Consider the following 24,985-nt stretch of genomic DNA (forward strand, 5'->3'; position numbering starts at 1 on the left):
AAAAGGAAAGTTATGCAAACCACATCCCCGCTCTCTGCCCTGCGCCAGTGGCTGGAAACCCAGGCGCTGGATGGCATTATCGTTCCGCGTACCGATGCCTTTCAGAGCGAATATTGCCACCCGCATGACGATGTTCTCGCCTGGCTGACCGGCTTTGACGGCTCGGCGGGCCACGCCCTGATCCTGCGCGATCGCGCCCTGCTGTTTGTCGATGGACGCTATCAGGTACAGGCCCGCGAACAGGTGGATCTGGCTAAGATTGAGATCCTGCATCTGCACAACGATCCGCTCGCGGAGTGGCTGGATCGACATGTTGAAGCAGGCTCCCGTATTGCCTTTGAAGCGCTGCTGATGACCAATGCCCAGTATGAGGCGCTGAACGCCAGCCATTGCGAATTGATTGCCCTGAATGATTCGCCGTTCGACAGTTTGTGGCAGGATCGCCCGGCCCCGCCCGTCGGCGCGATCCGCGAGATGCCGGTGGAAATCAGCGGCGAGAGCAGCGCTGACAAGCGCCAGCGCGTCGCCGCCATTCTCGCCGGGCAGAATGCTGATTATCTGGCCATCACCCAGCCGGACAACATTGCCTGGCTGCTGAACGTGCGCGGCAGCGATATTCCGACCAGTCCGGTGCCTAACTCGTTTGCCCTGCTGAGCCGCGAGGGCGCGGTGGAGTGGTTTGTCATCCCGGGGAAAACTCAGGGTCTGTCAGCATCGCTGCTGGAGAGCCTGGTGCTGGCTCCTGAAGCCGATTTTCTGCCGTGCAGCCAGCTGCTGTGTGCGGGGAAACGCGTGATGGTGGACGCCGATTCAGCGCCTGTCGCCCTGCGCTTTGCCGTTGAGCCGAAGGGGGAGATCGTCTGGCACGCCGACCCGATCACCGCTATGAAAGCCCATAAAAACCCGACCGAGCTGGCGGGCTACCGCGACAGCCATCAGCAGGACGGCGTGGCGTGGGTCAACTTCCTGGCCTGGCTGGCGCACGAGGTGCCCCGCCGTGAAGCCGCGGGCAATCCCCTTACGGAGCTGGAAGCGCAGGCCCAGCAGCTGGCATTCCGCCAGCAGAGACCAGGCTTTATCGAGCAGAGTTTTGCCACCATTTCCGCCTCGGCCAGCAATGCGGCGATGTGTCATTACCACTCCAGCGAGCAGACCAATGCCGCCATTACCCGCGACCACTTTTATCTGAACGATTCCGGCGGCCAGTACCATAACGGCACCACCGATGCCACGCGTACGCTGGCCTTCGGCCCGCTGAGCGCCCAGTGTCGTCTGCACTACACCGCGGTGCTGAAAGGCTTTTTATCGCTCATCTCCCTGCAGTTCCCGTCCGGGACCTGCGGACATCAGATAGATGCGTTCGCACGGCGTGGGCTGTGGGAGCTGGGGCTCGATTTTGATCATGGCACCGGACACGGCGTAGGCCATCAGCTGCTGATCCATGAGAATCCACAGCGTATTGCGAAGAAGGTCAATCCGTGGCCGCTGGTGGCAGGCAATATCATCACCATCGAGCCGGGCTATTATCTGGCCGATGCGTATGGGATCCGCATTGAAAATCAGGTGGAGATTGTGGAGAGCCTGCCGGGCTTCTGCCGCTTCGCGTCCCTGACGCTGGCGCCGATTGACCTGAGCCAGGTGGAGCTGCATCTGCTGAGCGAAAAAGAGATCCAGTGGCTGGATGCGTATCACCAGCAGGTACGCGAGACGCTCTCGCCGCACGTTAACAGCGATGCGCTACCGTGGCTGGTTGCGGCGACGGCACCGGTACAGAGGTAGTCTGGCTGACGCCCTCACCCACCGGGTGAGGGCGAACCTGCAAAAGCAAGAAGCCCGCTTAAGTTTCCTTAAGCGGGCTTCTTAAATATGGCTCCTCTGACTGGACTCGAACCAGTGACATACGGATTAACAGTCCGCCGTTCTACCGACTGAACTACAGAGGAATCGTGTGAACGGGGCGAATATTAGCGATGCCACCTGGCGTTGTCAAAGGCAGAATGCAGATTTTGCATCGTTTGCCGATTTATTCCCCACTTTGCGCATTTGCTACCCGTTTTGAGGCTACAACCGCCACATTGTCACGCTGCGGTCGTGGGTATTTCTTCAGCCAGCGGCCGCTGACCATTCGCCAGTAGAACAGCGCTCCGCGTACCGCCCAGTCGAGGAACATCCCCAGCCAGACCCCGACGACGCCCATCCCCAGCATGATCCCCAGGGTGTAACCCGCCACAACGCGGCAGCCCCACATCCCAAGCATCGAGACCCACATCGCAAAGCGGGCATCGCGCGCCCCTTTCAGCCCGGCAGGCAATACCCACGAGGCGGCCCAGATCGGCATAAAGGCGGCGTTCAGCCAGATGAGGATCACTACCACATCCTTAACGTCCTGCTCATGGGTGTAGAACGAGGCCATCAGGCTGGCGAACGGCGCGGTTCCCCACGCAATGGCGGTCAGGCCGATGGTCGAGAGCCAGAAGACGTGGCGCAGCTGACGCTCCGCCTGGCCGATCTGGCCTTTACCGAGCCGTTTACCGGTGATAATGGTGGAGGCCGAGCCGAGGGCGTTGCCCGGCAGGTTGATCAGTGCCGCGATGGAGAAGGCGATAAAGTTACCGGCAATCACGTCGGTACCCATTCCTGCTACGAACATCTGGGTCAGCAGTTTGCCGCCGTTAAACAGCACAGATTCAATGCTGGCAGGCACGCCGATGCCCATCACTTCCCAGATAATGGCGAAGTTGAGCGGTTTGAAATAGCTCTTAATGCTGATGCGCAGCGACGGGTTAAAACCGACCGCCAGCACTACGATGATGGCGATGGCACCGATATAGCGCGAGATTGTCAGCCCCAGACCCGCCCCGACAAAGCCGAGCCCGTCCCAGGAGAAGAGGCCGTAAATCAGCACGCTGCTGATGATAATGTTCAGGATGTTCATCCCGCCGTTAATCAGCAGCGGAATTTTGGTGTTCCCCGCTCCGCGCAGTGCCCCGCTGCCAATCAGCGCAATTGCCGCGGCCGGATAGCTCAACACCGTCATCTCGAGATACGACAGCGCCAGCGCTTTCACCTCGCCGGTGGCCTCGCCAGCCACCACGTTGATGATCTCTTCACCGAAATAGTGGATCACCGCCGCCAGCACAATGGAGAACAGGGTCATGATCACCAGCGACTGCCTGGCAGCAGCCCTCGCCCGTCGTGGATCGCGTTTCCCCAGGCTAAAGGCCACCACCACCGTGGTTCCGAGATCGATCGCCGCAAAGAATGAAATGATCACCATGTTAAAGCTGTCGGCCAGCCCAACCCCCGCCATCGCCTCTTTGCCGAGCCAGCTGACAAGGAAGGTGCTAAGCACCCCCATCAGCAGGACACAGGTGTTTTCCAGGAAGATAGGCACGGCAAGGGGGGTGATTTCGCGCCAGAAGAGAACCTTGTAGCTCTTACGTTTGGTATACCAGGGCGTGCGCATCACGGCCTGGCGTAAAGCGGAGGTGACGTTCAAAATGGACCTTAGCGAGAAAAGTTGAAACTCCATTTCAAATGATGAGGGAGAAATGCAGATCCTGCAAAGTATTTCCCACAAAAATATGTTGGTAATTACGTCAAACTGACGACGGAATCAGCAGTTGATCGAAATCAGGTAAGATCAGGTTTGACAAAAGTTTTTTCGCCGCTAAGATAACGCTCCACAACGATTCCTCTGTAGTTCAGTCGGTAGAACGGCGGACTGTTAATCCGTATGTCACTGGTTCGAGTCCAGTCAGAGGAGCCACATTTAAGAAGCCTGCTTTCGAGCAGGCTTTTTGCTTTTCCGGGTTCGGCAAACCGCGGACAAAAAAAAGCCCCCCGACAGGTCGGAGGGCTTAGTTTGTTCAGCGACGCTTATTCGCCTTTGGCTTCAGCGTGCTTCATCTCGCCCATGACTTTCAGCTTTTTCGAGATTTCACGACGCTCTTTAGAGATCTCAGCATTTTTGATGATGTAGTCGTCTACGCGATCTTCGTAGTCGCTTTTCATGCTGGCGATAATGCCCTGGATAGCTTCAACGCTCATGCCTGGTTTGATGTAATCGCTCAGGTTGTCCAGCAGCAGAACACGCTTCTGGTTGTCACGGATCTTTTTCTCAACGTCCTGGATTTCACGTTGCAGTTTGTTCTTGCGGCGGAACAGGCGGACGAATTCCAGAACATCCTGGAAAGAAGGCTTGGTAGTTTCCATTTTTACACCCCTGATAATGTGAGATTCGGATTCGTTTAAACAACCGCGATGCCGTTAACCTTACTGACAGCGATTGCTGATGACAATAATTTTTCCTTTGTCCCTATCATAACCTCAATTTCTGCTGAATCGAAGCAGCAGGCAACACAACCACGCATAGCCGCTTTTTATTTGCGCAATGCCCGGCAGATAAGATGTGACAACAGTTCCAGCTGACGCGCAAGCTCCATGCTCAACCATACATAGCCGTGAATGGGCGTTTCCGCCACGTTTTCACTGGACTGATCCTTGATCAGCTGGCGCAGCTCGGCAACGATTTCGTTCAGCCGCTCGGTATTGGCCAGAATCGGCTGCGGATTACCTTCGTAGAGCGCATGAGCGATGGTGAGCAGCGTCTGCTGCGTCATCTGCTGCGTCTCTTTTAAGGTCCGGGCATTCAGCATCACAAAATGGCTGGCCCGGGAGGCCCAGTGGGCGTTGATTTGCAGCTCCAGCATGCAGACCAGGTTGCGGCTGACGGTCTGGATAGCTTCGAAAATGGATTTCTGGATATGGGTTTCTTTGCTGGCAGGAGTAATCAGTCCGCGCATTTTGACCACGTCGTTGAGGATGGATTGCAGATGTTTTTCCAGCCGCGGACGTTCCACCAGGTTTGGGGAAAAGCCCGCCTGATAGACCCGATTGAAGGCGGTGACATAGTTCGCCATCTGGATACGCCAGTGCAGGAACGCCCGCTGCGGCCAGATACCGGTAAACAGCATCGCCAGCAGGGAACCGAGGATCACGTCGCCGCTTCGCCACAGGGCGGTATGCATATCCCCGGTGGGCGCGCCTATTACCACCGCAAGGGTGATCCCGATAAGCAACGACTGATAGGGCCGCTTACCCAGCGCCAGCCAGCCGCAGAGGAACATCGCCGCCGCGCACCACAGCAGCATCAGCGGCAGAGAGATTAGCTCCAGCTTCAGGGCAATCAACCCCAGTGCCGAACCCAGAATGGTGCCGCCAATGCGCTCAAACGCGCGCGGCACCACGTTGCCCCAGAAGGAGATGGGCCCCATGATGACCACCAGGGTAATCAGCGGCCATGTCCCTTCCGGCACGTCCAGCAGACGCACCAGTAAAAAGGTAAGGACAAACGCCAGCGCGATACGGCACCCGTGTACGGTGCGGTAATGGCGATACAGTCGAATTTCAAAAGGCGTCAGAGTTTTGTCGGGGCGCACACGCTCTCCAGCATTACGGCAAACCCTGATTGTACTGCGTTTTCTGCCGGAGTGGTGGCACCCGGCAGAAAAACCCTGTGAAGACTGAGCATACCTGCAGCGTTACGCGACCCGGTTTTGTACCGGAATAAACATCTCGATATCCCAGTAGCCGTCGGCGTTACCGTCGTTCAGGTAACGTTCGAAGCAGGGTTTCGGTGCGATCTGGTAATCGCCATCTTCAAGCAGGCTGTCGAAAAACAGGTTCCAGGGGGTGGCGAAGTCATAATTCTCAACGCGGGCGGTGGCTACCGCGTACTCGCCTTCGGCCACTTCAGTGAGGATCACCCCTTCACTGTTGGTGGGGATGACAAAATCGTCCGGCACGGTGACCACCGTGTCGCAGCGTAACTTTTCAGCGGGCACTTCATCCGGATTATCATAGTAGACGGCCACCCACTCCAGCGGCTGAATATGCTTGCCGTCTACCCACATCACCAGCTGCTCAAAACCCTGCTTAACCGTTTGCTCCCAGGGGCCAACCATATGAAAACCGGCGATTTTGCGTTTATTCTGGTGCTTGATGCTGTAGTCCATGCTGCCTCCGATTGTTTACTGTATATACATACACTGTAATGCAGAGAAAAGCGGTTTAACAATGATGATCTGTCTATTATGCGAGCAGGCTCGCACAGTCGCCAGCCTGCTCATCCTGCCGTCAGGCTTTGTGGTGCAGATAGTCGCTCAGGCGTGAGAACATCCCACCTTTACCCACCCCTTCCAGGGTCACCAGCGGCCAGTGGGCGACTACTTTATCGCGATCGTACAGCTCGATCTCCCCGACCCGCTGATGCGCGGCAATTGGCGCTTCCAGCTCTTTTTTATCCAGCACATATTTGGCTTTAATGTTCGGCAGCTCCGCCTTCGGCAGCGCCAGCCAGAAGTCCTGATCGGTGCCCAGCGAAATCTGCTCTTTATCGCCGTACCAGATACGCTCGATGCCTACCTGCTTACCGTTACGCAGGATCTGCACGGTATCGAAGTTCTGCTGTCCCCAGTGCAGGAGCTTGCGCGCCTGATCCTCACGACCTTTTGGACTCTCGGCCCCCATAATGACGGCAATCAGGCGGCGCTGACCGTCCACGGCAGAGGCGATCAGATTAAAGCCGGCACCGGATGTGTGCCCGGTTTTCAGGCCATCAACGCTGAGGGACTTATCCCACAGCAGGCCGTTACGGTTCTGCTGGGTGATGCCGTTCCAGGTCAGGCTCTTCTCGCTATACATGTGATAAAACGCCGGCTCACCGTGAATGATGGCACGGGAAAGCACCGCCAGGTCGTACGCCGAGCTGTGCTGGCCCGGGGCGTCCAGACCGTGAACCGTTTCAAAATGGGTATCGCGCAGATTCAGCTTTTTAACGTAGTCGTTCATCATGGTGACAAACTGAGGCTGTCCGCCCGCCACGTAATCGGCCAGCGCCACGCAGGCGTCGTTGCCGGAGTCGACAATCAAACCGCGGCTAAGATCGCGCACCGACACCTGCTCGCCCGCCTTCAGGAACATCAGCGAGGAGCCGTTAAACACCGGATTGCCTTTGGCCCAGGCATCCTGTCCAACCGTGACCATATCGTCCGGGGTGATGCGATGGCTGTCAATGGCGCGATCCACCACGTAGCCGGTCATGAGCTTGGTCAGGCTGGCCGGATTACGCTGCTGATGTTCGTTGCCCGCCGTTAAAATCTGCCCCGTCGTATAATCCATCAGCACCCAGGAGCCTGCCTGGATGGCTGGCGGCTGCGGCGCATAATTAATCGGATCGGCAGCCAGCGCGGAAGAAATGCTCAAAGTGAGTAAAGAAACAGCAATAAACAGACGGCGTTTCAACGGTATATCCTCAGGTCATTTAAAATCGTTGCCCTTTTTACGGAAGTTTTCCGCTGGATACCTGGAATAATTGCAAAAAAATGTGACAGCACGCAGGTTTTTCCCGGACGATGCCTCGCAAATTTGCAGGCTGAGGGCGCTTTTCCTTCGGCGTGCCAGGCCGGATGGTTTACCATAGTGGTGTCACTCATAAACAGGATGGTATTACTGGTGTCTGACTCCGCCGCGCTGCCTACATTTTTATTCCACGATTACGAAACCTTTGGCACCTGCCCCTCGCTGGATCGCCCTGCTCAGTTTGCCGCGATCCGCACCGATGCCGATTTCAATATCATCGGCGAGCCGGAGGTGTTCTTTTGCAAACCCGCAGATGACTATCTGCCCCAGCCCGGTGCGGTGATGGTCACCGGCATTACGCCGCAGGAAGCCCGGGAGAAAGGGGTGAATGAAGCGGAGTTTGCCCGTCGCATTCACGACCTGTTTACCGTGCCCAACACCTGCGTGGTGGGCTACAACAACGTGCGCTTCGATGACGAAGTGACCCGGCATATTTTTTACCGCAACTTCTACGATCCCTATGCCTGGAGCTGGCAAAATAAGAACTCACGCTGGGATCTGTTGGACGTGATGCGCGCCTGCTATGCCCTGCGCCCGGAGGGGATCATCTGGCCTGATAATGAAGACGGGCTACCCAGCTTCCGCCTGGAACATCTGACCCGCGCGAACGGCATTGAACACAGCAACGCCCATGACGCGATGGCGGATGTCTACGCCACGATCGCCATGGCGAAGCTGGTGAAGACCCGGCAGCCGAAGCTGTTTGAGTACCTGCTCAGCCATCGCAGTAAACAGAAACTCACCACCCTGATAGACGTGCCGCAGATGAAGCCGCTGATGCACATCTCCGGGATGTTTGGCGCCTGGCGCGGGAATACCAGCTGGGTGGCCCCGCTGGCCTGGCACCCGGAAAACCGCAACGCGGTGATTATGGTGGATTTGGCCGGGGATATTACCCCCCTGCTGACGCTTGAAAGCGACGCCCTGCGCGAGCGGCTGTACACGCCGAAAGAGGCGCTGGGCGACGATGCTGCCGTGCCGGTGAAGCTGGTGCATATTAACAAGTGCCCGGTATTGGCCCCCGCCAATACCCTGCGTCCGGAAGATGCCGAACGGCTGGGTATCGACCGTCAGCACTGCCTGGACAACCTGAAACGGCTGCGTGAGAACCCGCAGGTGCGCGAAAAGGTGGTGGCGATTTTTGCCGAGGCGGAGCCGTTTGTCCCGTCAGAGAACGTTGATGCCCAGCTCTATAACGGCTTTTTCAGCGATGCTGACCGCTCTGCCATGAATATCGTTTTGCAGACCGATCCCCGTAACCTGCCCGCACTGGATATCACCTTTGCCGACCAGCGCATCAACAAGCTGATCTTTAACTACCGGGCGCGTAATTTCCCCGGCACGCTGGATGAGGCCGAGCAGGAACGGTGGTTGCAGCATCGCCGCAATGTGTTTACGCCGGAGTATTTGCAGGCTTACGCCCAGGAGCTGGAGATGCTCTACGGCGAGTATGAAGGCAATGCTGAAAAGCAGGCGCTGTTGAAGGCGCTGTATCAGTATGCGCAGGAGATTGTGTAAGCGCAGGATATAAAAAAACCGGAGGCGATGTTCTCCGGTTTTTTTTGCTTTGCCCGGCGGCGCTACGCTTGCCGGGCCTGGAGGTTTGTTATGCTACGTCTTCGTACTGAGGAACCGGGTTGCGGAAGCTTTTGGTTACGCATGCCAGGTAAATCAGGCCGATACCACCCCAGATCAGACCCAGAACCATTGAGCTCTCTTCCAGGTTGATCCACAGCGCACCTACAGTCAGCGCGCCACATACCGGCAGCAGCAGGTAGTTGAAGTGGTCTTTCAGCGTTTTGTTGCGCTTCTCACGGATCCAGAACTGAGAGATCACGGAGAGGTTAACAAAGGTAAAGGCAACCAGCGCACCGAAGTTGATCAGCGCAGTCGCGGTAACCAGGTCGAAGTTAATCGCCAGCAGCGCAATGGCACCCACCAGCAGCACGTTCCATGCCGGGGTACGCCATTTCGGATGAACATAACCGAAGAAGCGAGTCGGGAACACGCCATCACGGCCCATCACGTACATCAGACGGGAAACGCCTGCGTGTGCCGCCATACCGGATGCCAGTACGGTGACGCTGGAGAAGATCAGCACGCCCCACTGGAAGGTTTTACCGGCAACATACAGCATGATTTCTGGCTGTGACGCGTCCGGATCTTTGAAGCGAGAGATATCCGGGAAGTACAGCTGCAGGAAGTAAGAAGCACCGATAAAGATGATGCCGCCAATCAATGCCGTCAGGAAGATAGCGCGCGGAATCACACGCTCAGCGTCTTTGGTCTCTTCAGACAGAGAAGAGATACCGTCGAAGCCGAGGAACGAGAAGCACAGGATAGTCGCACCGGTGATCATCGGCACCACATGCGCGCCTTCAGACCAGAATGGACGGGTGCTGGTCAGCGTACCTGCGCCTTCACCGTGAGAAACGCCGTAAATGATCAGACCTACGATCACCGCAACAATCCCCATCTGCAGGATAACAATCAGGGTGTTGAAGTTGGCAACGGTCTTGATGCTGCGCAGGTTAGAGATGGTCATAAAGGCCACCAGCGCCACAACGAAGATCCACGACGGTACGGAAGGCACCAGCGCTTCGAAGTAAATTTTCGCCAGAAGGATGTTGATCATCGGCATGAACAGGTAGTCCAGCAGGGATGACCAGCCCACCATAAAGCCGACAGCCGGGCTAATGGACTTCTGAGCATAGGTGTACGCAGAGCCTGCGGACGGGAAGCGGCGAACCAGCTTGCCGTAGCTCAGCGCGGTAAAGAGGATCGCGATCAGCGCAAAGGCATATGCCGTTGCAACGTGACCGTCAGTGAGGCCTGAGACGATACCAAACGTATCGAACAGCGTCATCGGCTGCATATAGGCAAGGCCCATCATAACAACCGGAATCAACGTAAGCGTTTTACGTAATTCCACGCGAGAGGTTTTTGGAGTTGCGTTATGCGACATAGTTATTCTCCTTTACGGTGAATACCGCCACGTAAGCGAATGATTGCCCCATTTCTTTCTTCCTCAGCGACAACAACTGTCGGATTTTAGTAAATATCTATCCGGTACGAAGCCCGGCCTCTTGGATTTAATGGTTTTCTTACATGCAAAAAAAAATAACCGACGCCTTTTATATCGTCGATTATTCCATGTTTGCTGCGGCGCATTTTCCCTAAATGATAGTGAAAATGCAAGAGATCGAAAGGCATCCTAAAGTTAAATTTTTATTTAATCGCCTGATTTCTCAGCGGCGCCCTGTGCATAAACGGCAGCGATAGCACTATTTGCTAAAATTTCTTGTCGCCACCATGCACTGGCAAGCCCCGCAGTCTGCTCATTCCAGCCAATCCATACGGAATCATAGCTGGATTGCGCGATGACCTGTTTCTCTACCAGCGCACCGCTTTCAATAAAGCGCTGGGCTAAATAACGTGGCAGATAGCCGCAGCCTAAGCCGCTAATTTGCAGCTCCAGCTTGGTTTTATAATCAAATACGGTAATAGCTTCCTGATCGTCCAGTAGCTGGGAAGAGACCGCGCAGCCGGGTAAGGAACTGTCACCCACCACGATAGCGCGATAATTTTTGATCGTCCGGCGATTCACCGGCTCCGGCTCCTGGGCCAGCGGATGGTGTGGAGCGATGACAAATACCTGTTCCAGTTGCCCGAGACAGGCAAAGCCAAAATCGCTGAGCTGCGGCGGCTCATGCAGTGCGCCGACGACAATATCCGCCCGCCCCTGCACCAGCGACTCCCAGGAGCCGGCCAGCACGCCATTGATAAACTTGAGACGGGTAACGCTGTGTCGCTCGTAGAAGGCCTCGATAAGCGGTGCCAGCAGGGAAAACGGAAAGGTATCATCGACTCCGATAATCAGCTCGTTTTCCCAGCCCTGATGCAGTTTAACGGCCTGCTTTTCCAGCTCACGTACCGTATGCAGTACGTCCCGCCCTTTCTCCAGCAGCATTTGCCCGGTTCGGGTAAAGCGCGCCCGGTGGCCGGAGCGGTCCAGGATCTGAATATTAAGATCGCTTTCGAGCTTGTGAACGGTGTAGCTGAGCGCTGAGGGGGTTTTAAAGAGCTTCGCCGAGGCCGCAGCAAAGCTCCCCTCTTTTTCCAGTGCATCAAGGATAATAAGGACATCCAGCAGCGGTTTCATGCTCACCCCCTTGTGGTGCGCTTACGCTCCGCCAGCGGCGTTACTCCATAGGCATAACCAGCGGATCGGGAAAGAGATACTCAAATCCCAGTTCATGACAGATGCGGTTCCCATCAATCAATTTGCCCTTCCCCTCTCCGGGGGCATCGTGGAAGTGCGGCGGTGCCAGGCCGAGCTGACGCGACATCACCGGATAAAATGTACTGCGTGTTGGATGAGAGGGCGCACATATATTATAGATGTGCCCGCCCTTCGGGGCCTGTAATAGCAGGGTAATTGCGCCGATCACGTCTTCAAGATGCACCAGATTGACGCCATGTTGTCCATCAGGCGCTGATTTTCCGGCAAAAAAACGACCGGGATGACGACCGGGCCCCACCAGCCCCGCCAGGCGTAATATATCCACCTGGGTGCCGGGTAAATTATGCAGCCAGTCTTCCAGCTCTTTTAATACCCGCCCGCTGGCCGTTACCGGCTGGCGCGGCATATTCTCTTTCACCGCGCCTTCCACATCGCCATATACCGACGTGGAACTGGTGAAAATAATGCGGGGAATATGGTACGCCAGGGCGCTGTCGACAATTTCCTGGACTGCCTGCAGATAATAAGACTCCCCCGGCCCGGTGCGACGCGCCGGCAGCGTGATCACCAGCGCATCCACATCACTCATCAGCGTATCCAGATCGTCGGTGTTGCACACCAGCTCTGGCTCCAGGCGCAATTCAACGCTTTCGATGCCGCACATTCGCGCCGCTTCGACCCCATCCGCTGTGGTTTTACTGCCGGTGACCTCCCAGCCCCGCGCCAGTAGCGACATGGCCAGCGGCATTCCAAGCCATCCCAGACCGACAATTGCGACCTTTTTCATGCGTTTTCTCCTGACGTTTACGCCTCTGCTTTAAGGCTACGCCAGCCATACGCAACTGACAATTGATAGCACCAATATGAAATCATTTAATGATTAAAAAAAGCCCTTGCTTTATGTAGCGCAAGTGGTTTAGGTTAAACGACATCACATGAATAAGCATTCATCGAGAATTTTATGACACGCGTTCAATTTAAACACCACCATCATCACCATCATCCTGACTAGTCTTTCAGGCGATGTGTGCTGGAAGACAGTTAGATCTTCCAGCGGTGCATGAACGCAAGAAAAAGCCCCCGGAAGATCATCTTCCGGGGGCTTTTTCTTGGACCGTATTCAGGCAAGTTACAACAGGATCATGAGGAACCGACAATGTTAGATAATTCACGTTTACGCATAGCTATGCAGAAATCAGGTCGTCTTAGCGACGATTCCCGCGAACTGCTGGCCCGCTGCGGCATTAAAATTAACCTGCACACTCAGCGCCTGATTGCGCTGGCAGAGAACATGCCGATTGATATTCTGCGCGTGCGTGACGACGACATTCCGGGCCTGGTCATGGACGGCGTAGTGGATCTGGGCATTATTGGCGAAAACGTGCTGGAAGAAGAGCTCCTGACCCGCCGCGCGCAGGGAGAAGACCCGCGCTACTTTACCCTGCGTCGCCTGGACTTTGGCGGCTGCCGCCTGTCGCTGGCGACCGCGGCAGACGAACCCTGGGACGGTCCGGCTTCCCTGAACGGCAAGCGTATCGCGACTTCCTACCCTCACCTGCTGAAGCGTTACCTCGATCAGAAAGGGGTGCAGTTCAAATCCTGCCTGCTGAATGGCTCTGTCGAAGTGGCCCCGCGTGCCGGCCTGGCTGACGCGATTTGTGACCTGGTCTCCACTGGTGCCACCCTGGAAGCCAACGGCCTGCGCGAAGTGGAAGTGATCTACCGCTCCAAAGCCTGCCTGATCCAGCGCGACGGCGAGATGCCGGAAGCCAAACAGCAGCTGATTGACCGCCTGCTGACCCGTATTCAGGGGGTGATCCAGGCCCGCGAATCGAAATACATCATGATGCACGCCCCGACCGAGCGTCTGGATGAAGTCATTGCCCTGTTGCCGGGCGCTGAACGCCCAACCATTCTGCCGCTGGCAGGGGATCAGCAGCGCGTGGCGATGCATATGGTCAGCAGCGAAACCCTGTTCTGGGAAACTATGGAAAAACTGAAAGCGCTGGGCGCCAGCTCAATCCTGGTGTTGCCGATTGAGAAGATGATGGAGTAACAACCATGACCTTTAACACCGTTATCGACTGGAACACCTGTAGCGCAGAACAGCAGCGTGAATTGCTGATGCGCCCGGCCATCTCTGCGTCGGAAAGCATTACCCGCACCGTGGCGGAAATTCTGGAAAATGTGAAAACCCGTGGCGACGATGCCCTGCGGGAGTACAGCGCGAAATTCGATAAAACCGAGGTCGGCGCGCTGAAGGTGAGCGAGCAGGCGATTGCCGAAGCCGCCGCGCGTCTGAGCGATGAGTTAAAGCAGGCAATGGCCGTCGCGGTGCAGAACATTGATACCTTCCACACCGCGCAGAAGCTGCAAACCGTCGATGTGGAAACCCTGCCCGGCGTGCGCTGTCAGCAGGTAACTCGTCCGGTCGACTCGGTGGGCTTGTATATTCCGGGTGGCTCCGCCCCCCTCTTCTCAACCGTATTGATGCTGGCGACCCCTGCCCGTATCGCCGGCTGTCGCAAAGTGGTGCTCTGCTCTCCACCGCCGATTGCCGATGAAATTCTGTATGCCGCGCAGCTGTGCGGCGTGCAGGAGATTTTCAACGTCGGCGGGGCGCAGGCTATCGCGGCGCTGGCGCTGGGCACCGAATCTGTGCCGCGGGTGGATAAAATCTTCGGGCCGGGCAACGCCTTTGTGACCGAAGCCAAGCGTCAGGTCAGCCAGCGGCTGGACGGCGCGGCCATCGATATGCCGGCCGGCCCGTCGGAAGTGCTGGTCATCGCCGACAGCGGCGCGACGCCGGATTTCGTGGCCTCCGATTTGCTCTCCCAGGCAGAGCACGGCCCGGACTCGCAGGTGATCCTGCTGACGCCGGATGCCGGTATGGCAAAACGCGTGGGCGAAGCGGTTGAACGTCAGCTGGCCGATCTGCCGCGCGCAGAAACCGCCCGCCAGGCGCTCTCCGCCAGCCGCCTGATCGTGGCCCGGGATCTGGCCCAGTGCATCGCTATCTCCAACCTCTACGGCCCTGAGCACCTGATCATTCAGACCCGCAACGCCCGTGAGCTGGTGGACAGCATCACCAGCGCCGGTTCGGTGTTCCTTGGTGACTGGTCCCCGGAATCCGCAGGCGATTACGCCTCCGGAACCAACCACGTGCTGCCGACCTACGGCTATACCGCCACCTGTTCCAGTCTGGGACTGGCGGATTTCCAGAAGCGCATGACCGTGCAGGAACTTTCCCGCGAGGGCTTTGCCTCACTGGCCTCTACCATCGAAACGCTGGCCGCCGCCGAACGGCTGACCGCCCACAAAAATGCCGTGACGCTGCGCGTTGCCGCCCTGAAGGAGCAAGCATGAGTATTGAAGAGTTAGCCCGCGACAACGTTCGCGCCCTGACCCCATATCAGTCTGCCCGCCGTCTGGGTGGTAATGGCGATGTCTGGCTGAACGCCAATGAATTCCCCACTGCCGTCAGCTTCGAGCTGACCCAGCAGACGCTGAACCGCTACCCGGAGTGTCAGCCGAAAGCGGTGATCGAGAACTATGCGGCCTATGCCGGTGTACAGCCGGAGCAGGTGCTGGTCAGCCGCGGAGCGGATGAAGGCATCGAACTGCTGATCCGCGCCTTCTGCGAGCCGGGTAAAGACGCAGTGCTCTACTGCCCGCCGACCTACGGGATGTACAGCGTCAGCGCCGAAACCTTTAACGTTGAGCTGCGTAAAGTGCCTGCTCTGGAAAACTGGCAGCTCGATTTGCAGGGCATTGCCGACAATCTCGACGGCGTGAAGGTGGTGTTTGTCTGCAGCCCGAACAACCCCACCGGCCAGTTGATTAACCCGCAGGATATCCGCACGTTGCTGGAGATGACCCGCGGTAAAGCGCTGGTGGTGGCCGATGAAGCCTATATTGAGTTTTGCCCGCAGGCGACGCTTGCCGGCTGGCTGGCGGAGTATCCGCACCTGGTGATCCTGCGTACCCTGTCAAAAGCCTTCGCCCTGGCCGGGCTGCGCTGCGGTTTTACGCTGGCGAATAAAGAGGTGATTGATCTGCTGATGAAGGTGATTGCGCCTTATCCGCTCTCGACGCCGGTAGCGGATATCGCCGCCCAGGCGCTGTCGCCAGACGGCATCACCGCCATGCGGCGTCGTGTGGCGCAGATCGTCGACGAGCGTACGTATCTAGTCAGCCAGTTAAAAACTATCCCCTGCGTGGAGCAGGTTTTCGACTCGGAAACCAACTATATTCTGGCGCGTTTTACCGCCTCGAGTGCAGTGTTTAAATCTTTATGGGATCAGGGCATTATCTTACGAGACCAGAACAAACAATCCTCTTTGAGTGGCTGCTTACGCATTACCGTGGGCACCCGGGAAGAGAGCCAGCGCGTTATCGACGCCCTGAATGCGGAGAAAGTATGAGCCAGAAGTACCTCTTTATCGATCGTGACGGCACTATCATTTCGGAACCACCCAGTGATTATCAGGTCGATCGTTTCGACAAGCTGGCCTTTGAAGCCGACGTTATTCCGGTGCTGCTGAAACTGCAGAAAGCCGGTTTTAAGCTGGTGATGATCACTAATCAGGACGGCCTCGGCACTAATAGCTTCCCGCAGGCTGATTTTGACGGCCCGCACGATCTGATGATGCAGATCCTCACCTCTCAGGGCGTGGTGTTTGATGAGGTGTTGATTTGTCCACATCTGCCTGCCGACAACTGCGACTGCCGTAAGCCGAAAGTGAAGCTGGTTGAGCAGTACCTGGCAGACACGGCGCTGGATAAAGCCAATAGCTATGTCATCGGCGATCGCGCCACGGATATCGAGCTGGCGACCAACATGGGCATCACCGGCCTGCGCTATCAGCGTGAGGGTCTGAACTGGGCGATGATTGGCGATCAGCTGACCAGACGGGACCGCTACTCCCACGTGGAGCGCAATACCAAAGAGACGCAGATTGACGTCAAGGTGTGGCTGGATCGCGAAGGCGGCAGCAAGATCCACACCGGCGTGGGCTTCTTCGATCATATGCTGGATCAGATCGCCACCCACGGGGGCTTCCGCATGGAGATCGGCGTTAAAGGCGATCTCTACATTGACGATCACCACACCGTGGAAGATACCGGCCTGGCGCTGGGCGAAGCGCTGAAGCTGGCGCTGGGTGACAAGCGCGGCATCAGCCGTTTTGGCTTTGTACTGCCGATGGATGAGTGCCTGGCTCGCTGTGCGCTGGATATCTCCGGCCGTCCGCACCTGGAATATAAAGCCGACTTTACCTATCAGCGCGTGGGCGACCTGAGCACCGAGATGGTTGAGCATTTTTTCCGCTCCCTCTCCTACACCATGGGCCTGACGCTGCACCTGAAAACCAAAGGTAAGAACGATCACCACCGCGTGGAGAGCCTGTTTAAGGCCTTCGGCCGCACCCTGCGCCAGGCCATTCGCGTGGAAGGCGATACCCTGCCGTCGTCGAAAGGAGTGCTGTAATGAACGTGGTGATCCTCGATACCGGCTGCGCCAACCTCAACTCCGTGAAATCCGCGATTGCCCGCCACGGTTACGACCCGCTGGTCAGCCGCGATCCGGATGTGGTGCTGCACGCAAGCAAACTCTTTTTACCGGGCGTCGGTACGGCGCAGGCGGCGATGGATCAGATCCATCAGCGTGAGCTGGTGGATCTGATTAAAGCCTGTACCCAGCCGGTGCTGGGTATCTGTCTGGGCATGCAGCTGCTGGGGCGTCGCAGTGAAGAGTCCAACGGCGTGGATCTGCTGGGCATCATCGACGAGGACGTGCCGAAAATGACCGACCACGGCCTGCCACTGCCACACATGGGCTGGAACCGGGTCTATCCCAAAGCGGGCGATCGACTGTTCCGCGGTATTGAGGACGGAGCGTATTTCTATTTTGTTCACAGCTACGCGATGCCGGTAAACGCGAATACCATCGCCCAGTGCCATTACGGCGAGCCCTTCACCGCCGCAGTGCAGAAAGACAATTTCTACGGCGTGCAGTTCCACCCGGAGCGTTCCGGGGCCGCTGGCGCGCAGTTGCTGAAAAACTTCCTGGAGATGTGATGATTATTCCCGCTTTAGATTTAATTGACGGCACTGTTGTCCGTCTGCACCAGGGCGATTACGGCCAGCAACGCGACTACGGCAACGATCCGCTGCCGCGTCTGCAGGAGTATGCCGCGCAGGGAGCCGAGGTGCTGCACCTGGTTGACCTGACCGGCGCGAAAGATCCGGCCAAACGCCAGATCCCACTGCTGAAAAAACTGGTCGCGGGCGTGAACGTTCCGGTCCAGGTTGGCGGCGGCGTGCGCACCGAAGAGGACGTAGCAGCGCTGCTGGAAGCCGGCGTAGCGCGCGTGGTGGTGGGCTCTACGGCGGTAAAAGATCCTGAGACGGTACAGGGCTGGTTCAGGCGCTTTGGCGCCGACGCGCTGGTGCTGGCGCTGGACGTGCGTATCGACGAACAGGGTAACAAACAGGTCGCGGTCAGCGGCTGGCAGGAGAACTCCGGCGTGACCCTGGAAGCGCTGGTGGAGCGCTATCTGCCGGTGGGTCTGAAGCATGTTTTGTGCACTGATATCTCCCGCGACGGCACGCTGGCCGGTTCTAACGTGTCGCTGTATGAAGAGGTCTGTGCCCGTTATCCGCAGGTGGCGTTCCAGTCATCCGGCGGCATTGGTGATTTGAATGATATTGCCGCCCTGCGCGGGACTGGTGTACGTGGGGTCATCGTTGGGCGCGCCCTGCTGGAAGAAAAATTTACGGTTAAGGAGGCGATTCAATGCTGGCAAAACGGATAATTCCTTGTCTCGACGTGCGTAATGGTCAGGTCGTAAAAGGCGTGCAGTTTCGCAACCACGAGATTATCGGCGATATCGTTCCCCTGGCAAAACGCTATGCGGAGGAAGGTGCGGATGAGCTGGTCTTCTACGATATTACCGCCTCAAGCGATGGCCGTGTGGTGGATAAAAGCTGGGTCGCGCGCGTTGCGGAAGTGATTGATATTCCTTTCTGCGTAGCGGGTGGGATTAAATCGGCAGACGACGCGTCAAAGATCCTCTCCTTCGGCGCCGACAAAATTTCCATTAACTCCCCTGCCCTGGCCGATCCTGAGCTCATCACCCGTCTGGCCGATCGTTTTGGCGTACAGTGTATCGTGGTCGGGATTGATACCTGGTTTGACGACGCCACCGGCAAATATCACGTCAATCAATATACCGGCGATGAGAGCCGTACCCGCGTCACCCAGTGGGAGACGCTGGACTGGGTGCAGGAAGTGCAGAAGCGCGGCGCGGGTGAGATCGTGCTGAACATGATGAACCAGGATGGCGTACGTAACGGCTATGACCTGGCGCAGCTGAAAAAAGTGCGCGAGGTATGCCATGTGCCGCTGATCGCCTCTGGCGGCGCGGGTACGATGGAGCACTTCCTTGAAGCCTTCCGCGATGCCGACGTTGACGGCGCGCTAGCGGCCTCGGTGTTCCACAAGCAGATTATTAATATTGGTGAGTTAAAAACGTTCCTGGCAAATCAGGGCGTGGAGATCAGGGTATGTTAACAGAGCAACAACGTGCGCAGCTGGACTGGGAAAAAACTGACGGCTTAATGCCGGTGGTCGTGCAGCACGCGGTATCCGGTGAAGTGCTGATGCTGGGTTATATGAATCAGGACGCGCTGGCGAAGACCATCGACAGCGGCAAAGTGACCTTTTTCTCGCGCACTAAACAGCGTCTGTGGACCAAGGGCGAAACCTCCGGCCATTTTCTGAACGTGGTCAGCATCACCCCGGACTGCGATAACGATACCTTGCTGGTACTGGTGAACCCAATCGGGCCGACCTGCCATCTGGGCACCAGCAGCTGCTTTGGCGATGCCAGCCACCAGTGGCTGTTCCTGTATCAGCTGGAACAACTGCTGGCCGAGCGCAAAACTGCCGACCCGGAAAGCTCCTACACTGCGAAGCTCTATGCCAGCGGCACCAAGCGCATAGCGCAGAAAGTGGGCGAAGAAGGCGTAGAGACAGCCCTGGCCGCGACCGTTAACGACCGGGCTGAGCTGACAAATGAAGCCTCTGACCTGATGTATCACCTGCTGGTGCTGCTGCAGGATCAGGACCTGGATTTAACGACGGTGATTGAGAATCTGCGACAGCGACACAAATAAAAAAACCGGGGAAACCCGGTTTTTTTTAGCTGTTACGCCCTGCTCTGATAATTGCTTAGGGCATTGCGTCCTAACACAATGCCAGAGCCGATAATCCCGCCCAGCAGTACCGCCAGAACCAGCACTAATGAACGTTTGGGGCTATCACGATGAATCGGCAGATCCGGCTTCATAACATAGCGATACGCATGAATTGACGCCGGGTCGATTTTCAGCTTCTGAATATCCAGCAATTTCTGTTTATTCTGGTAGTAACTGTCGGACAGCGTTAATGGACGCGAAGATTCATGGGCGATCATGGATTGCAACGCTTCGGTACCTAACAGGAACATCGTTTCCTGAGTAACATCCTGCGTTTGTTGGATTTTAGGAGTGGTAATGTTTGCCGCCTCAGCATACTTCAATGCTTCGGCAACTTGCTTGATACGCAAATCTTTCTGCTCCTGAGCAATCGTCTCTTGGTTACTCAGTACATCCTTTAAGCTAATGACTTGCTGTTTGATGTTATCGTTAAGATCAACTTCAAGCTCTTTTTGAATTTGTTCATCAACCTGCTGAATATATTGCGCCACCTGCTTTTGAGCCGCTTCGGCCGAACTACTCACATATTTGATACTTAAAGGGATATCCTGGCCTTTTACCGTAGGCTCGATAGTCAGCTTTTCAGCGTCAGCCCTGTTTTCCAGCGTCTGGGATAATGCGGAGAAAGAGGCATTATAGCGAGTGATCACGCTCACCTGAATATCGGTTAATTTCGGCGCATTACTACCATAAAGGATATTTAGCGCGTTGCTGTAATTGCCAATTTGGGCTGCATCAGGTTGGGTGATGATCGCGGTAGATGTCCACTTCTCTTTGGCAAAAGCCAGGTAGGCACCGGCAACCACTAGAGCGATAACGACAAACGCAGCGATTAACCATTTCCCACGCCACAGCTGTACCAAAAGATCAATCAAATCAATCTGCTCAGGGTCACTGCTTCGCGTGACCACGTTATTGTTGTTCTGCGTCATATAATCCTTAGAAGGCCAAAAAGCGCAAATAATAAAGTTTCAGATATAGTTTATCGATTGTTGACGGATTTTCTATAGGAATCCGATTAGCCATATCGAAAATATGATGTTTGGGAACCCTGCGCATCGCGTTATCATACCTTAAATCCGGTGTTTAACGCACCGGGCATGATAAGTAACAGATGAGGACAGTTATGAAATTTCTGGTCACTGGCGCAGCAGGCTTTATCGGCGCACATGTCAGCAAGCGGCTGCTGGACGCCGGGCATCAGGTTGTGGGTATTGACAACCTCAATGACTATTACGATGTGAACCTGAAGCAGGCGCGTCTTGATCTGCTAACATCCGCGCACTTTACTTTCCATAAGCTTGATCTGGCAGATCGTGAAGGTATGGCTGCTCTCTTCGCTGCGGAAAAATTTGATCGCGTGATCCATCTCGCCGCTCAGGCGGGCGTACGTTATTCCCTGGACAACCCACATGCCTATGCCGAAGCCAATCTGGTAGGTCATCTGAACGTGCTGGAAGGCTGTCGTCATAATAAGGTGCAACACTTGCTATATGCATCTTCAAGCTCCGTTTACGGACTAAACCGTAAGATGCCTTTCTCTACCGACGATTCCGTTGATCATCCGGTATCGCTGTATGCCGCGACTAAAAAAGCTAACGAACTGATGTCGCACACCTACTCGCATCTGTATGGACTGCCAACGACCGGCCTGCGCTTCTTTACCGTATATGGCCCCTGGGGCCGTCCCGACATGGCGCTGTTTAAATTCACCAAAGCCATGGTGGAAGGAAAAAGCATTGACGTTTATAACTTCGGTAAGATGAAGCGCGACTTTACCTATATCGATGATATTGCCGAAGCGATTGTTCGCCTGCAGGATGTGATCCCGCAGGCTGACAGCGAGTGGACCGTTGAATCAGGCTCCCCGGCCACCAGTTCCGCCCCTTATCGTGTCTATAATATCGGTAACAGCTCGCCTGTCGAACTGATGGATTACATCACGGCGCTGGAAGAGGCGTTAGGCATTGAAGCGGACAAAAACCTGATGCCGATTCAGCCTGGTGATGTGCTGGAAACCAGCGCGGATACTACGGCACTGTATGACGTCATAGGCTTTAAGCCGCAGACCTCGGTTAAAGAAGGCGTGAAGAACTTCGTTGACTGGTATCGCGAATTTTACAAAGTCTAAAAAAAGCCCGGCGATTACGCCGGGCTTTTTCATGCTATAGAGCAATCAGTCACTGCCAAAAAGATCGCGGGTATAGACCTTATCCGCCACGTCAGACAGTTCTTCCGCCATCCGGTTGGAGATAATCACGTCCGCTTCTTTCTTGAAGGCATCCAGATCGCGAACCACACGTGAATGGAAAAATTCATCTTCTTTCATTACCGGTTCATAAATGATGACCTGAACGCCCTTCGCCTTAATACGTTTCATAATCCCCTGAATGGATGAAGCACGGAAGTTATCCGACCCGCTCTTCATAATCAGACGGTACACGCCCACGACTTTGGGCTGTCGTGCCAGGATAGAGTCGGAGATGAAGTCCTTACGCGTGCGGTTAGCATCTACAATCGCAGAGATTATGTTGTTCGGTACGGCCTGGTAGTTGGCCAGCAGCTGCTTGGTATCTTTCGGCAAACAGTAACCGCCGTAACCAAAGGAAGGGTTGTTATAGTGGTTGCCAATACGCGGATCAAGGCAGACGCCTTCGATGATCTGCCGGGTGTTCAACCCCAAGCTCTCAGCGTAGCTGTCCAGCTCGTTAAAGTAGGCGACACGCATTGCCAGATAAGTATTGGCAAAGAGTTTGATAGCTTCAGCTTCTGTCGCATCGGTAAACAGGACATTGATGTCTTTTTTAATGGCGCCTTCCTGCAGCAGAGCAGCAAAACGTTCCGCACGCTCTGAGCGTTCACCAATGACGATTCGTGACGGGTGCAGGTTATCGTACAATGCCCTGCCCTCACGCAGAAACTCCGGTGAGAAAATGACATTATCGATACCCAGCTCTTCTTTAATCGATTGGGTAAAGCCGACAGGAATGGTCGATTTAATGATCATCACGGCATTCGGGTTAATTGCCGTCACGTCCTTGATCACCGCCTCTACGCTTGAAGTGTTGAAATAGTTGGTTTTTGGATCGTAGTCGGTTGGCGTCGCAATGATCACATAATCCGCACCGCTATAGGCGTCAACTTTGTCGGTGGTTGCGCGGAAATTTAGCGGTTTATTGGTCAGATAATCCTGGATTTCTTTATCCACAATCGGCGAGATCTTCTGGTTAAGCATATCAACCTTGGCCTGCACGATATCCAGAGCCACCACTTCATGGTGCTGTGCAATCAGGATCCCGTTAGAGAGACCCACATAACCTGTTCCTGAGATTGTTATTTTCATTGATTTAACGTCTTTAAGTTAAGTGTCGGGAGCGACAACCGCCCCACCGCAATAAGCAACTTTTGGGGTTTTTACCGCGTATGCTGAGTTGCTGTCAAGGCGAATGGCTGGCTGCAGAAAGGAACAATTATAGTGATTTATGCTGCAGTATAACCTGTCGGATGAATCAGTTGAGGCAACACGGGGATATTACAGGTAAAAAAAACCCGGTGACGTTCACCGGGTCTCGCTACATGACTGAGTTAAATCAGATTAATCCAGCCACTCGGTGTGGAACACGCCTTCTTTATCGGTACGCTTATAAGTGTGCGCGCCAAAGTAGTCGCGCTGCGCCTGAATCAGGTTAGCAGGCAGAACGGCAGCACGGTAGCTGTCGTAGTAAGCGACTGCAGCAGAGAAGGTTGGCACCGGAATGCCGTTCTGCACTGCGTAAGCCACAACGTCACGCAGCGCCTGCTGGTAATCATCAGCAATCTGCTTGAAGTATGGAGCCAGCAACAGGTTAGCGATGTTCGCATTTTCGGCGTACGCATCGGTAATTTTCTGCAGGAACTGAGCACGGATGATGCAACCGGCACGGAAAATCTTCGCGATTTCACCGTAGTTCAGATCCCAGTTGTTCTCATCAGACGCGGCACGCAGCTGAGAGAAGCCCTGCGCGTAGGAGACGATTTTACCCAGGTACAGTGCGCGACGGACCTTCTCGATAAATTCTGCTTTATCACCTGCCAGCTGCGCCTGTGGACCGGTCAGCACTTTAGATGCTGCAACACGCTGCTCTTTCAGAGAAGAAATGTAACGTGCAAAGACCGATTCGGTGATCAGTGACAGTGGCTCGCCCAGATCCAGTGAACTCTGGCTGGTCCATTTACCGGTACCTTTGTTCGCCGCTTCATCCAGAATCACATCGACCAGGTATTTACCCTCTTCATCTTTCTTGGTGAAGATATCTTTGGTGATGTCGATCAGGTAGCTGCTCAGCTCGCCGTTGTTCCAGTCGGTGAAGGTTTGCGCCAGTTCATCGTTGGAGAGGTTCAGGCCGCCTTTCAGCAGAGAATAGGCTTCTGCGATCAGCTGCATGTCACCGTATTCAATACCGTTGTGAACCATCTTCACATAGTGACCCGCGCCGTCAGGACCGATATAGGTCACGCATGGCTCACCGTCTTCCGCCACGGCGGCGATTTTGGTCAGGATTGGCGCAACCAGCTCGTAGGCATCTTTTTGACCACCAGGCATGATGGACGGGCCCTTCAACGCGCCTTCTTCGCCACCGGATACACCGGTACCGATGAAGTTGAAGCCTTCGGCTGACAGTTCACGGTTGCGACGAATGGTGTCGTGGAAGAAGGTGTTACCGCCATCAATGATGATGTCGCCTTTTTCCAGATACGGCTTCAGGGAGTCGATGGCTGCATCGGTGCCAGCGCCTGCTTTCACCATTAACAGGATACGACGAGGCGTTTCCAGAGATTCAACGAACTCCTGAACCGTATAGAAAGGAACGAGTTTTTTGCCTGGGTTCTCGGCAATGACTTCTTCGGTTTTATCACGGGAGCGGTTGAAAACGGAGACGGTATAACCACGGCTTTCGATGTTCAGCGCCAGGTTGCGCCCCATCACTGCCATACCGACGACGCCGATCTGTTGTTTGGACATTACATACTCCTGTCAGGTGTGGTCACCGCGACATATACGCGGCTTGAAATGTGGCTTAG

At 55.6% G+C, this 24,985-nt stretch carries 23 protein-coding genes, 2 tRNA genes, 1 pseudogene and 1 other annotated feature; of the genes and pseudogenes, 13 read left to right on the plus strand and 13 right to left on the minus strand.

Features of this window, described 5'->3' with window-relative positions; all coding sequences use genetic code 11:
* The first annotated feature begins 12 nt into the window (after positions 1 to 12).
* Entirely contained in the window at positions 13 to 1,779 is a 1,767-nt protein-coding gene (locus tag ES815_RS01810; RefSeq protein WP_142486341.1) for an aminopeptidase P family protein, read from the plus strand.
* 88 nt (positions 1,780 to 1,867) lie between these two features.
* Here the strand turns inward: ES815_RS01810 and ES815_RS01815 are convergent.
* Positions 1,868 to 1,943, minus strand: a tRNA-Asn gene (locus tag ES815_RS01815).
* An 80-nt stretch (positions 1,944 to 2,023) separates the two neighbouring features.
* A complete protein-coding gene (locus tag ES815_RS01820) occupies positions 2,024 to 3,532 on the minus strand; it encodes an EmmdR/YeeO family multidrug/toxin efflux MATE transporter (protein WP_142486342.1) in 1,509 nt (502 codons plus the stop codon).
* 161 nt (positions 3,533 to 3,693) lie between these two features.
* Between ES815_RS01820 and ES815_RS01825 the strand changes: the two genes are divergently transcribed.
* A tRNA-Asn gene (locus ES815_RS01825) sits at positions 3,694 to 3,769 on the plus strand.
* Between the two features lie 110 nt (positions 3,770 to 3,879).
* Here the strand turns inward: ES815_RS01825 and ES815_RS01830 are convergent.
* From ES815_RS01830 to dacD, 4 genes are all read right to left on the minus strand, one after another.
* Complete coding sequence (locus tag ES815_RS01830) at positions 3,880 to 4,215, minus strand: DUF496 family protein (protein WP_103180181.1); 336 nt, start codon at positions 4,213 to 4,215, stop codon at positions 3,880 to 3,882.
* 167 nt (positions 4,216 to 4,382) lie between these two features.
* Positions 4,383 to 5,441 carry an FUSC family protein gene (locus ES815_RS01835; RefSeq protein ID WP_142486343.1) on the minus strand — a complete coding sequence of 353 codons (1,059 nt, stop codon included), beginning with the start codon at positions 5,439 to 5,441 and terminating at the stop codon, positions 4,383 to 4,385.
* A gap of 102 nt (positions 5,442 to 5,543) precedes the next feature.
* Entirely contained in the window at positions 5,544 to 6,017 is a 474-nt protein-coding gene (sbmC, locus tag ES815_RS01840; protein ID WP_142486344.1) for a DNA gyrase inhibitor SbmC, read from the minus strand.
* Between the two features lie 121 nt (positions 6,018 to 6,138).
* Entirely contained in the window at positions 6,139 to 7,311 is a 1,173-nt protein-coding gene (gene dacD / locus ES815_RS01845; protein ID WP_142486345.1) for a serine-type D-Ala-D-Ala carboxypeptidase DacD, read from the minus strand.
* Positions 7,312 to 7,515: 204 nt separating this feature from the next.
* Between dacD and sbcB the strand changes: the two genes are divergently transcribed.
* Positions 7,516 to 8,940: an exodeoxyribonuclease I gene (gene sbcB, locus ES815_RS01850; protein WP_142486346.1), complete on the plus strand. Its 1,425-nt coding sequence runs from the start codon at positions 7,516 to 7,518 to the stop codon at positions 8,938 to 8,940.
* 88 nt (positions 8,941 to 9,028) lie between these two features.
* Here the strand turns inward: sbcB and ES815_RS01855 are convergent, their stop codons facing one another.
* The 4 genes and pseudogenes from ES815_RS01855 to ES815_RS01870 form a co-directional block, all read right to left on the minus strand.
* Positions 9,029 to 10,387: an APC family permease gene (locus ES815_RS01855; RefSeq protein ID WP_185902373.1), complete on the minus strand. Its 1,359-nt coding sequence runs from the start codon at positions 10,385 to 10,387 to the stop codon at positions 9,029 to 9,031.
* Positions 10,377 to 10,439, minus strand: a complete 63-nt coding sequence (yoeI, locus tag ES815_RS24100) for a membrane protein YoeI (RefSeq protein WP_138370007.1) — start codon at positions 10,437 to 10,439, stop codon at positions 10,377 to 10,379. The genes ES815_RS01855 and yoeI overlap by 11 nt, the downstream gene beginning before the upstream one ends.
* A 159-nt stretch (positions 10,440 to 10,598) precedes the next feature.
* Positions 10,599 to 11,584 (minus strand): annotated as a pseudogene (locus ES815_RS01865) (LysR family transcriptional regulator).
* A 40-nt stretch (positions 11,585 to 11,624) separates the two neighbouring features.
* Entirely contained in the window at positions 11,625 to 12,452 is an 828-nt protein-coding gene (locus ES815_RS01870) for an SDR family oxidoreductase (RefSeq protein ID WP_142486349.1), read from the minus strand.
* Between the two features lie 174 nt (positions 12,453 to 12,626).
* On the opposite strand from ES815_RS01870, the gene hisL reads away from it, so the two are divergent.
* The 9 genes from hisL to hisIE all read left to right on the plus strand — a co-directional run bounded on the left by hisL (position 12,627) and on the right by hisIE (position 19,843).
* Positions 12,627 to 12,677, plus strand: a complete 51-nt coding sequence (hisL, locus tag ES815_RS01875; RefSeq protein WP_001364200.1) for a his operon leader peptide — start codon at positions 12,627 to 12,629, stop codon at positions 12,675 to 12,677.
* Positions 12,653 to 12,776, plus strand: a sequence feature (His leader region). It overlaps the preceding gene by 25 nt.
* A 45-nt stretch (positions 12,777 to 12,821) precedes the next feature.
* Positions 12,822 to 13,721 carry an ATP phosphoribosyltransferase gene (gene hisG / locus ES815_RS01880; RefSeq protein ID WP_103180189.1) on the plus strand — a complete coding sequence of 300 codons (900 nt, stop codon included), beginning with the start codon at positions 12,822 to 12,824 and terminating at the stop codon, positions 13,719 to 13,721.
* Positions 13,722 to 13,726: 5 nt separating this feature from the next.
* A complete protein-coding gene (gene hisD / locus ES815_RS01885; RefSeq protein ID WP_142486350.1) occupies positions 13,727 to 15,031 on the plus strand; it encodes a histidinol dehydrogenase in 1,305 nt (434 codons plus the stop codon).
* On the plus strand, positions 15,028 to 16,089 hold the full coding sequence (hisC, locus tag ES815_RS01890; RefSeq protein WP_142486351.1) for a histidinol-phosphate transaminase: 1,062 nt from the start codon (positions 15,028 to 15,030) through the stop codon (positions 16,087 to 16,089). Before hisD ends, hisC begins: the two co-directional genes overlap by 4 nt.
* Complete coding sequence (gene hisB, locus ES815_RS01895; RefSeq protein ID WP_142486352.1) at positions 16,086 to 17,153, plus strand: bifunctional histidinol-phosphatase/imidazoleglycerol-phosphate dehydratase HisB; 1,068 nt, start codon at positions 16,086 to 16,088, stop codon at positions 17,151 to 17,153. The genes hisC and hisB overlap by 4 nt, the downstream gene beginning before the upstream one ends.
* Positions 17,153 to 17,743: an imidazole glycerol phosphate synthase subunit HisH gene (hisH, locus tag ES815_RS01900; protein WP_142486353.1), complete on the plus strand. Its 591-nt coding sequence runs from the start codon at positions 17,153 to 17,155 to the stop codon at positions 17,741 to 17,743. Before hisB ends, hisH begins: the two co-directional genes overlap by 1 nt.
* Positions 17,743 to 18,480, plus strand: a complete 738-nt coding sequence (gene hisA / locus ES815_RS01905) for a 1-(5-phosphoribosyl)-5-[(5-phosphoribosylamino)methylideneamino]imidazole-4-carboxamide isomerase (RefSeq protein WP_142486354.1) — start codon at positions 17,743 to 17,745, stop codon at positions 18,478 to 18,480. The genes hisH and hisA overlap by 1 nt, the downstream gene beginning before the upstream one ends.
* The gene (gene hisF, locus ES815_RS01910) at positions 18,462 to 19,238 is read left to right on the plus strand and encodes an imidazole glycerol phosphate synthase subunit HisF (protein ID WP_142486355.1); all 777 of its coding nucleotides are present in this window, start codon (positions 18,462 to 18,464) and stop codon (positions 19,236 to 19,238) included. Before hisA ends, hisF begins: the two co-directional genes overlap by 19 nt.
* Complete coding sequence (gene hisIE, locus ES815_RS01915; protein ID WP_142486356.1) at positions 19,232 to 19,843, plus strand: bifunctional phosphoribosyl-AMP cyclohydrolase/phosphoribosyl-ATP diphosphatase HisIE; 612 nt, start codon at positions 19,232 to 19,234, stop codon at positions 19,841 to 19,843. Before hisF ends, hisIE begins: the two co-directional genes overlap by 7 nt.
* A gap of 32 nt (positions 19,844 to 19,875) precedes the next feature.
* Here the strand turns inward: hisIE and wzzB are convergent, their stop codons facing one another.
* Positions 19,876 to 20,856 (minus strand): LPS O-antigen chain length determinant protein WzzB, encoded by a 981-nt coding sequence (gene wzzB / locus ES815_RS01920; RefSeq protein WP_142486357.1) that lies wholly within the window; start codon positions 20,854 to 20,856, stop codon positions 19,876 to 19,878.
* Between the two features lie 194 nt (positions 20,857 to 21,050).
* Between wzzB and ES815_RS01925 the strand changes: the two genes are divergently transcribed.
* Complete coding sequence (locus ES815_RS01925) at positions 21,051 to 22,055, plus strand: NAD-dependent epimerase (RefSeq protein WP_142486358.1); 1,005 nt, start codon at positions 21,051 to 21,053, stop codon at positions 22,053 to 22,055.
* 45 nt (positions 22,056 to 22,100) lie between these two features.
* Here ES815_RS01925 and ugd read toward each other — a convergent pair whose 3' ends face one another.
* Entirely contained in the window at positions 22,101 to 23,267 is a 1,167-nt protein-coding gene (ugd, locus tag ES815_RS01930) for a UDP-glucose 6-dehydrogenase (RefSeq protein WP_142486359.1), read from the minus strand.
* A 252-nt stretch (positions 23,268 to 23,519) separates the two neighbouring features.
* Complete coding sequence (gene gndA / locus ES815_RS01935; RefSeq protein ID WP_142486360.1) at positions 23,520 to 24,926, minus strand: NADP-dependent phosphogluconate dehydrogenase; 1,407 nt, start codon at positions 24,924 to 24,926, stop codon at positions 23,520 to 23,522.
* Positions 24,927 to 24,985: the final 59 nt, after the last annotated feature.

The sequence above is a fragment of the Leclercia adecarboxylata genome (assembly GCF_006874705.1).
GTDB lineage: Bacteria > Pseudomonadota > Gammaproteobacteria > Enterobacterales > Enterobacteriaceae > Enterobacter > Enterobacter adecarboxylatus_C.

Bases quoted from the DNA above. Each gene is read 5' to 3' on its own strand.
- ES815_RS01870 (WP_142486349.1), bottom strand. From the start codon at position 12,452: ATGAAAAAGGTCGCAATTGTCGGTCTGGGATGGCTTGGAATGCCGCTG.
- hisD (WP_142486350.1), top strand. From the start codon at position 13,727: ATGACCTTTAACACCGTTATCGACTGGAACACCTGTAGCGCAGAACAG.
- hisB (WP_142486352.1), top strand. From the start codon at position 16,086: ATGAGCCAGAAGTACCTCTTTATCGATCGTGACGGCACTATCATTTCG.
- sbmC (WP_142486344.1), bottom strand. From the start codon at position 6,017: ATGGACTACAGCATCAAGCACCAGAATAAACGCAAAATCGCCGGTTTT.
- ES815_RS01820 (WP_142486342.1), bottom strand. From the start codon at position 3,532: ATGGAGTTTCAACTTTTCTCGCTAAGGTCCATTTTGAACGTCACCTCC.
- ugd (WP_142486359.1), bottom strand. From the start codon at position 23,267: ATGAAAATAACAATCTCAGGAACAGGTTATGTGGGTCTCTCTAACGGG.
- hisG (WP_103180189.1), top strand. From the start codon at position 12,822: ATGTTAGATAATTCACGTTTACGCATAGCTATGCAGAAATCAGGTCGT.
- hisC (WP_142486351.1), top strand. From the start codon at position 15,028: ATGAGTATTGAAGAGTTAGCCCGCGACAACGTTCGCGCCCTGACCCCA.
- hisH (WP_142486353.1), top strand. From the start codon at position 17,153: ATGAACGTGGTGATCCTCGATACCGGCTGCGCCAACCTCAACTCCGTG.
- ES815_RS01855 (WP_185902373.1), bottom strand. From the start codon at position 10,387: ATGTCGCATAACGCAACTCCAAAAACCTCTCGCGTGGAATTACGTAAA.
- hisIE (WP_142486356.1), top strand. From the start codon at position 19,232: ATGTTAACAGAGCAACAACGTGCGCAGCTGGACTGGGAAAAAACTGAC.
- wzzB (WP_142486357.1), bottom strand. From the start codon at position 20,856: ATGACGCAGAACAACAATAACGTGGTCACGCGAAGCAGTGACCCTGAG.
- gndA (WP_142486360.1), bottom strand. From the start codon at position 24,926: ATGTCCAAACAACAGATCGGCGTCGTCGGTATGGCAGTGATGGGGCGC.
- ES815_RS01925 (WP_142486358.1), top strand. From the start codon at position 21,051: ATGAAATTTCTGGTCACTGGCGCAGCAGGCTTTATCGGCGCACATGTC.
- ES815_RS01830 (WP_103180181.1), bottom strand. From the start codon at position 4,215: ATGGAAACTACCAAGCCTTCTTTCCAGGATGTTCTGGAATTCGTCCGC.
- hisA (WP_142486354.1), top strand. From the start codon at position 17,743: ATGATTATTCCCGCTTTAGATTTAATTGACGGCACTGTTGTCCGTCTG.
- hisF (WP_142486355.1), top strand. From the start codon at position 18,462: ATGCTGGCAAAACGGATAATTCCTTGTCTCGACGTGCGTAATGGTCAG.
- ES815_RS01810 (WP_142486341.1), top strand. From the start codon at position 13: ATGCAAACCACATCCCCGCTCTCTGCCCTGCGCCAGTGGCTGGAAACC.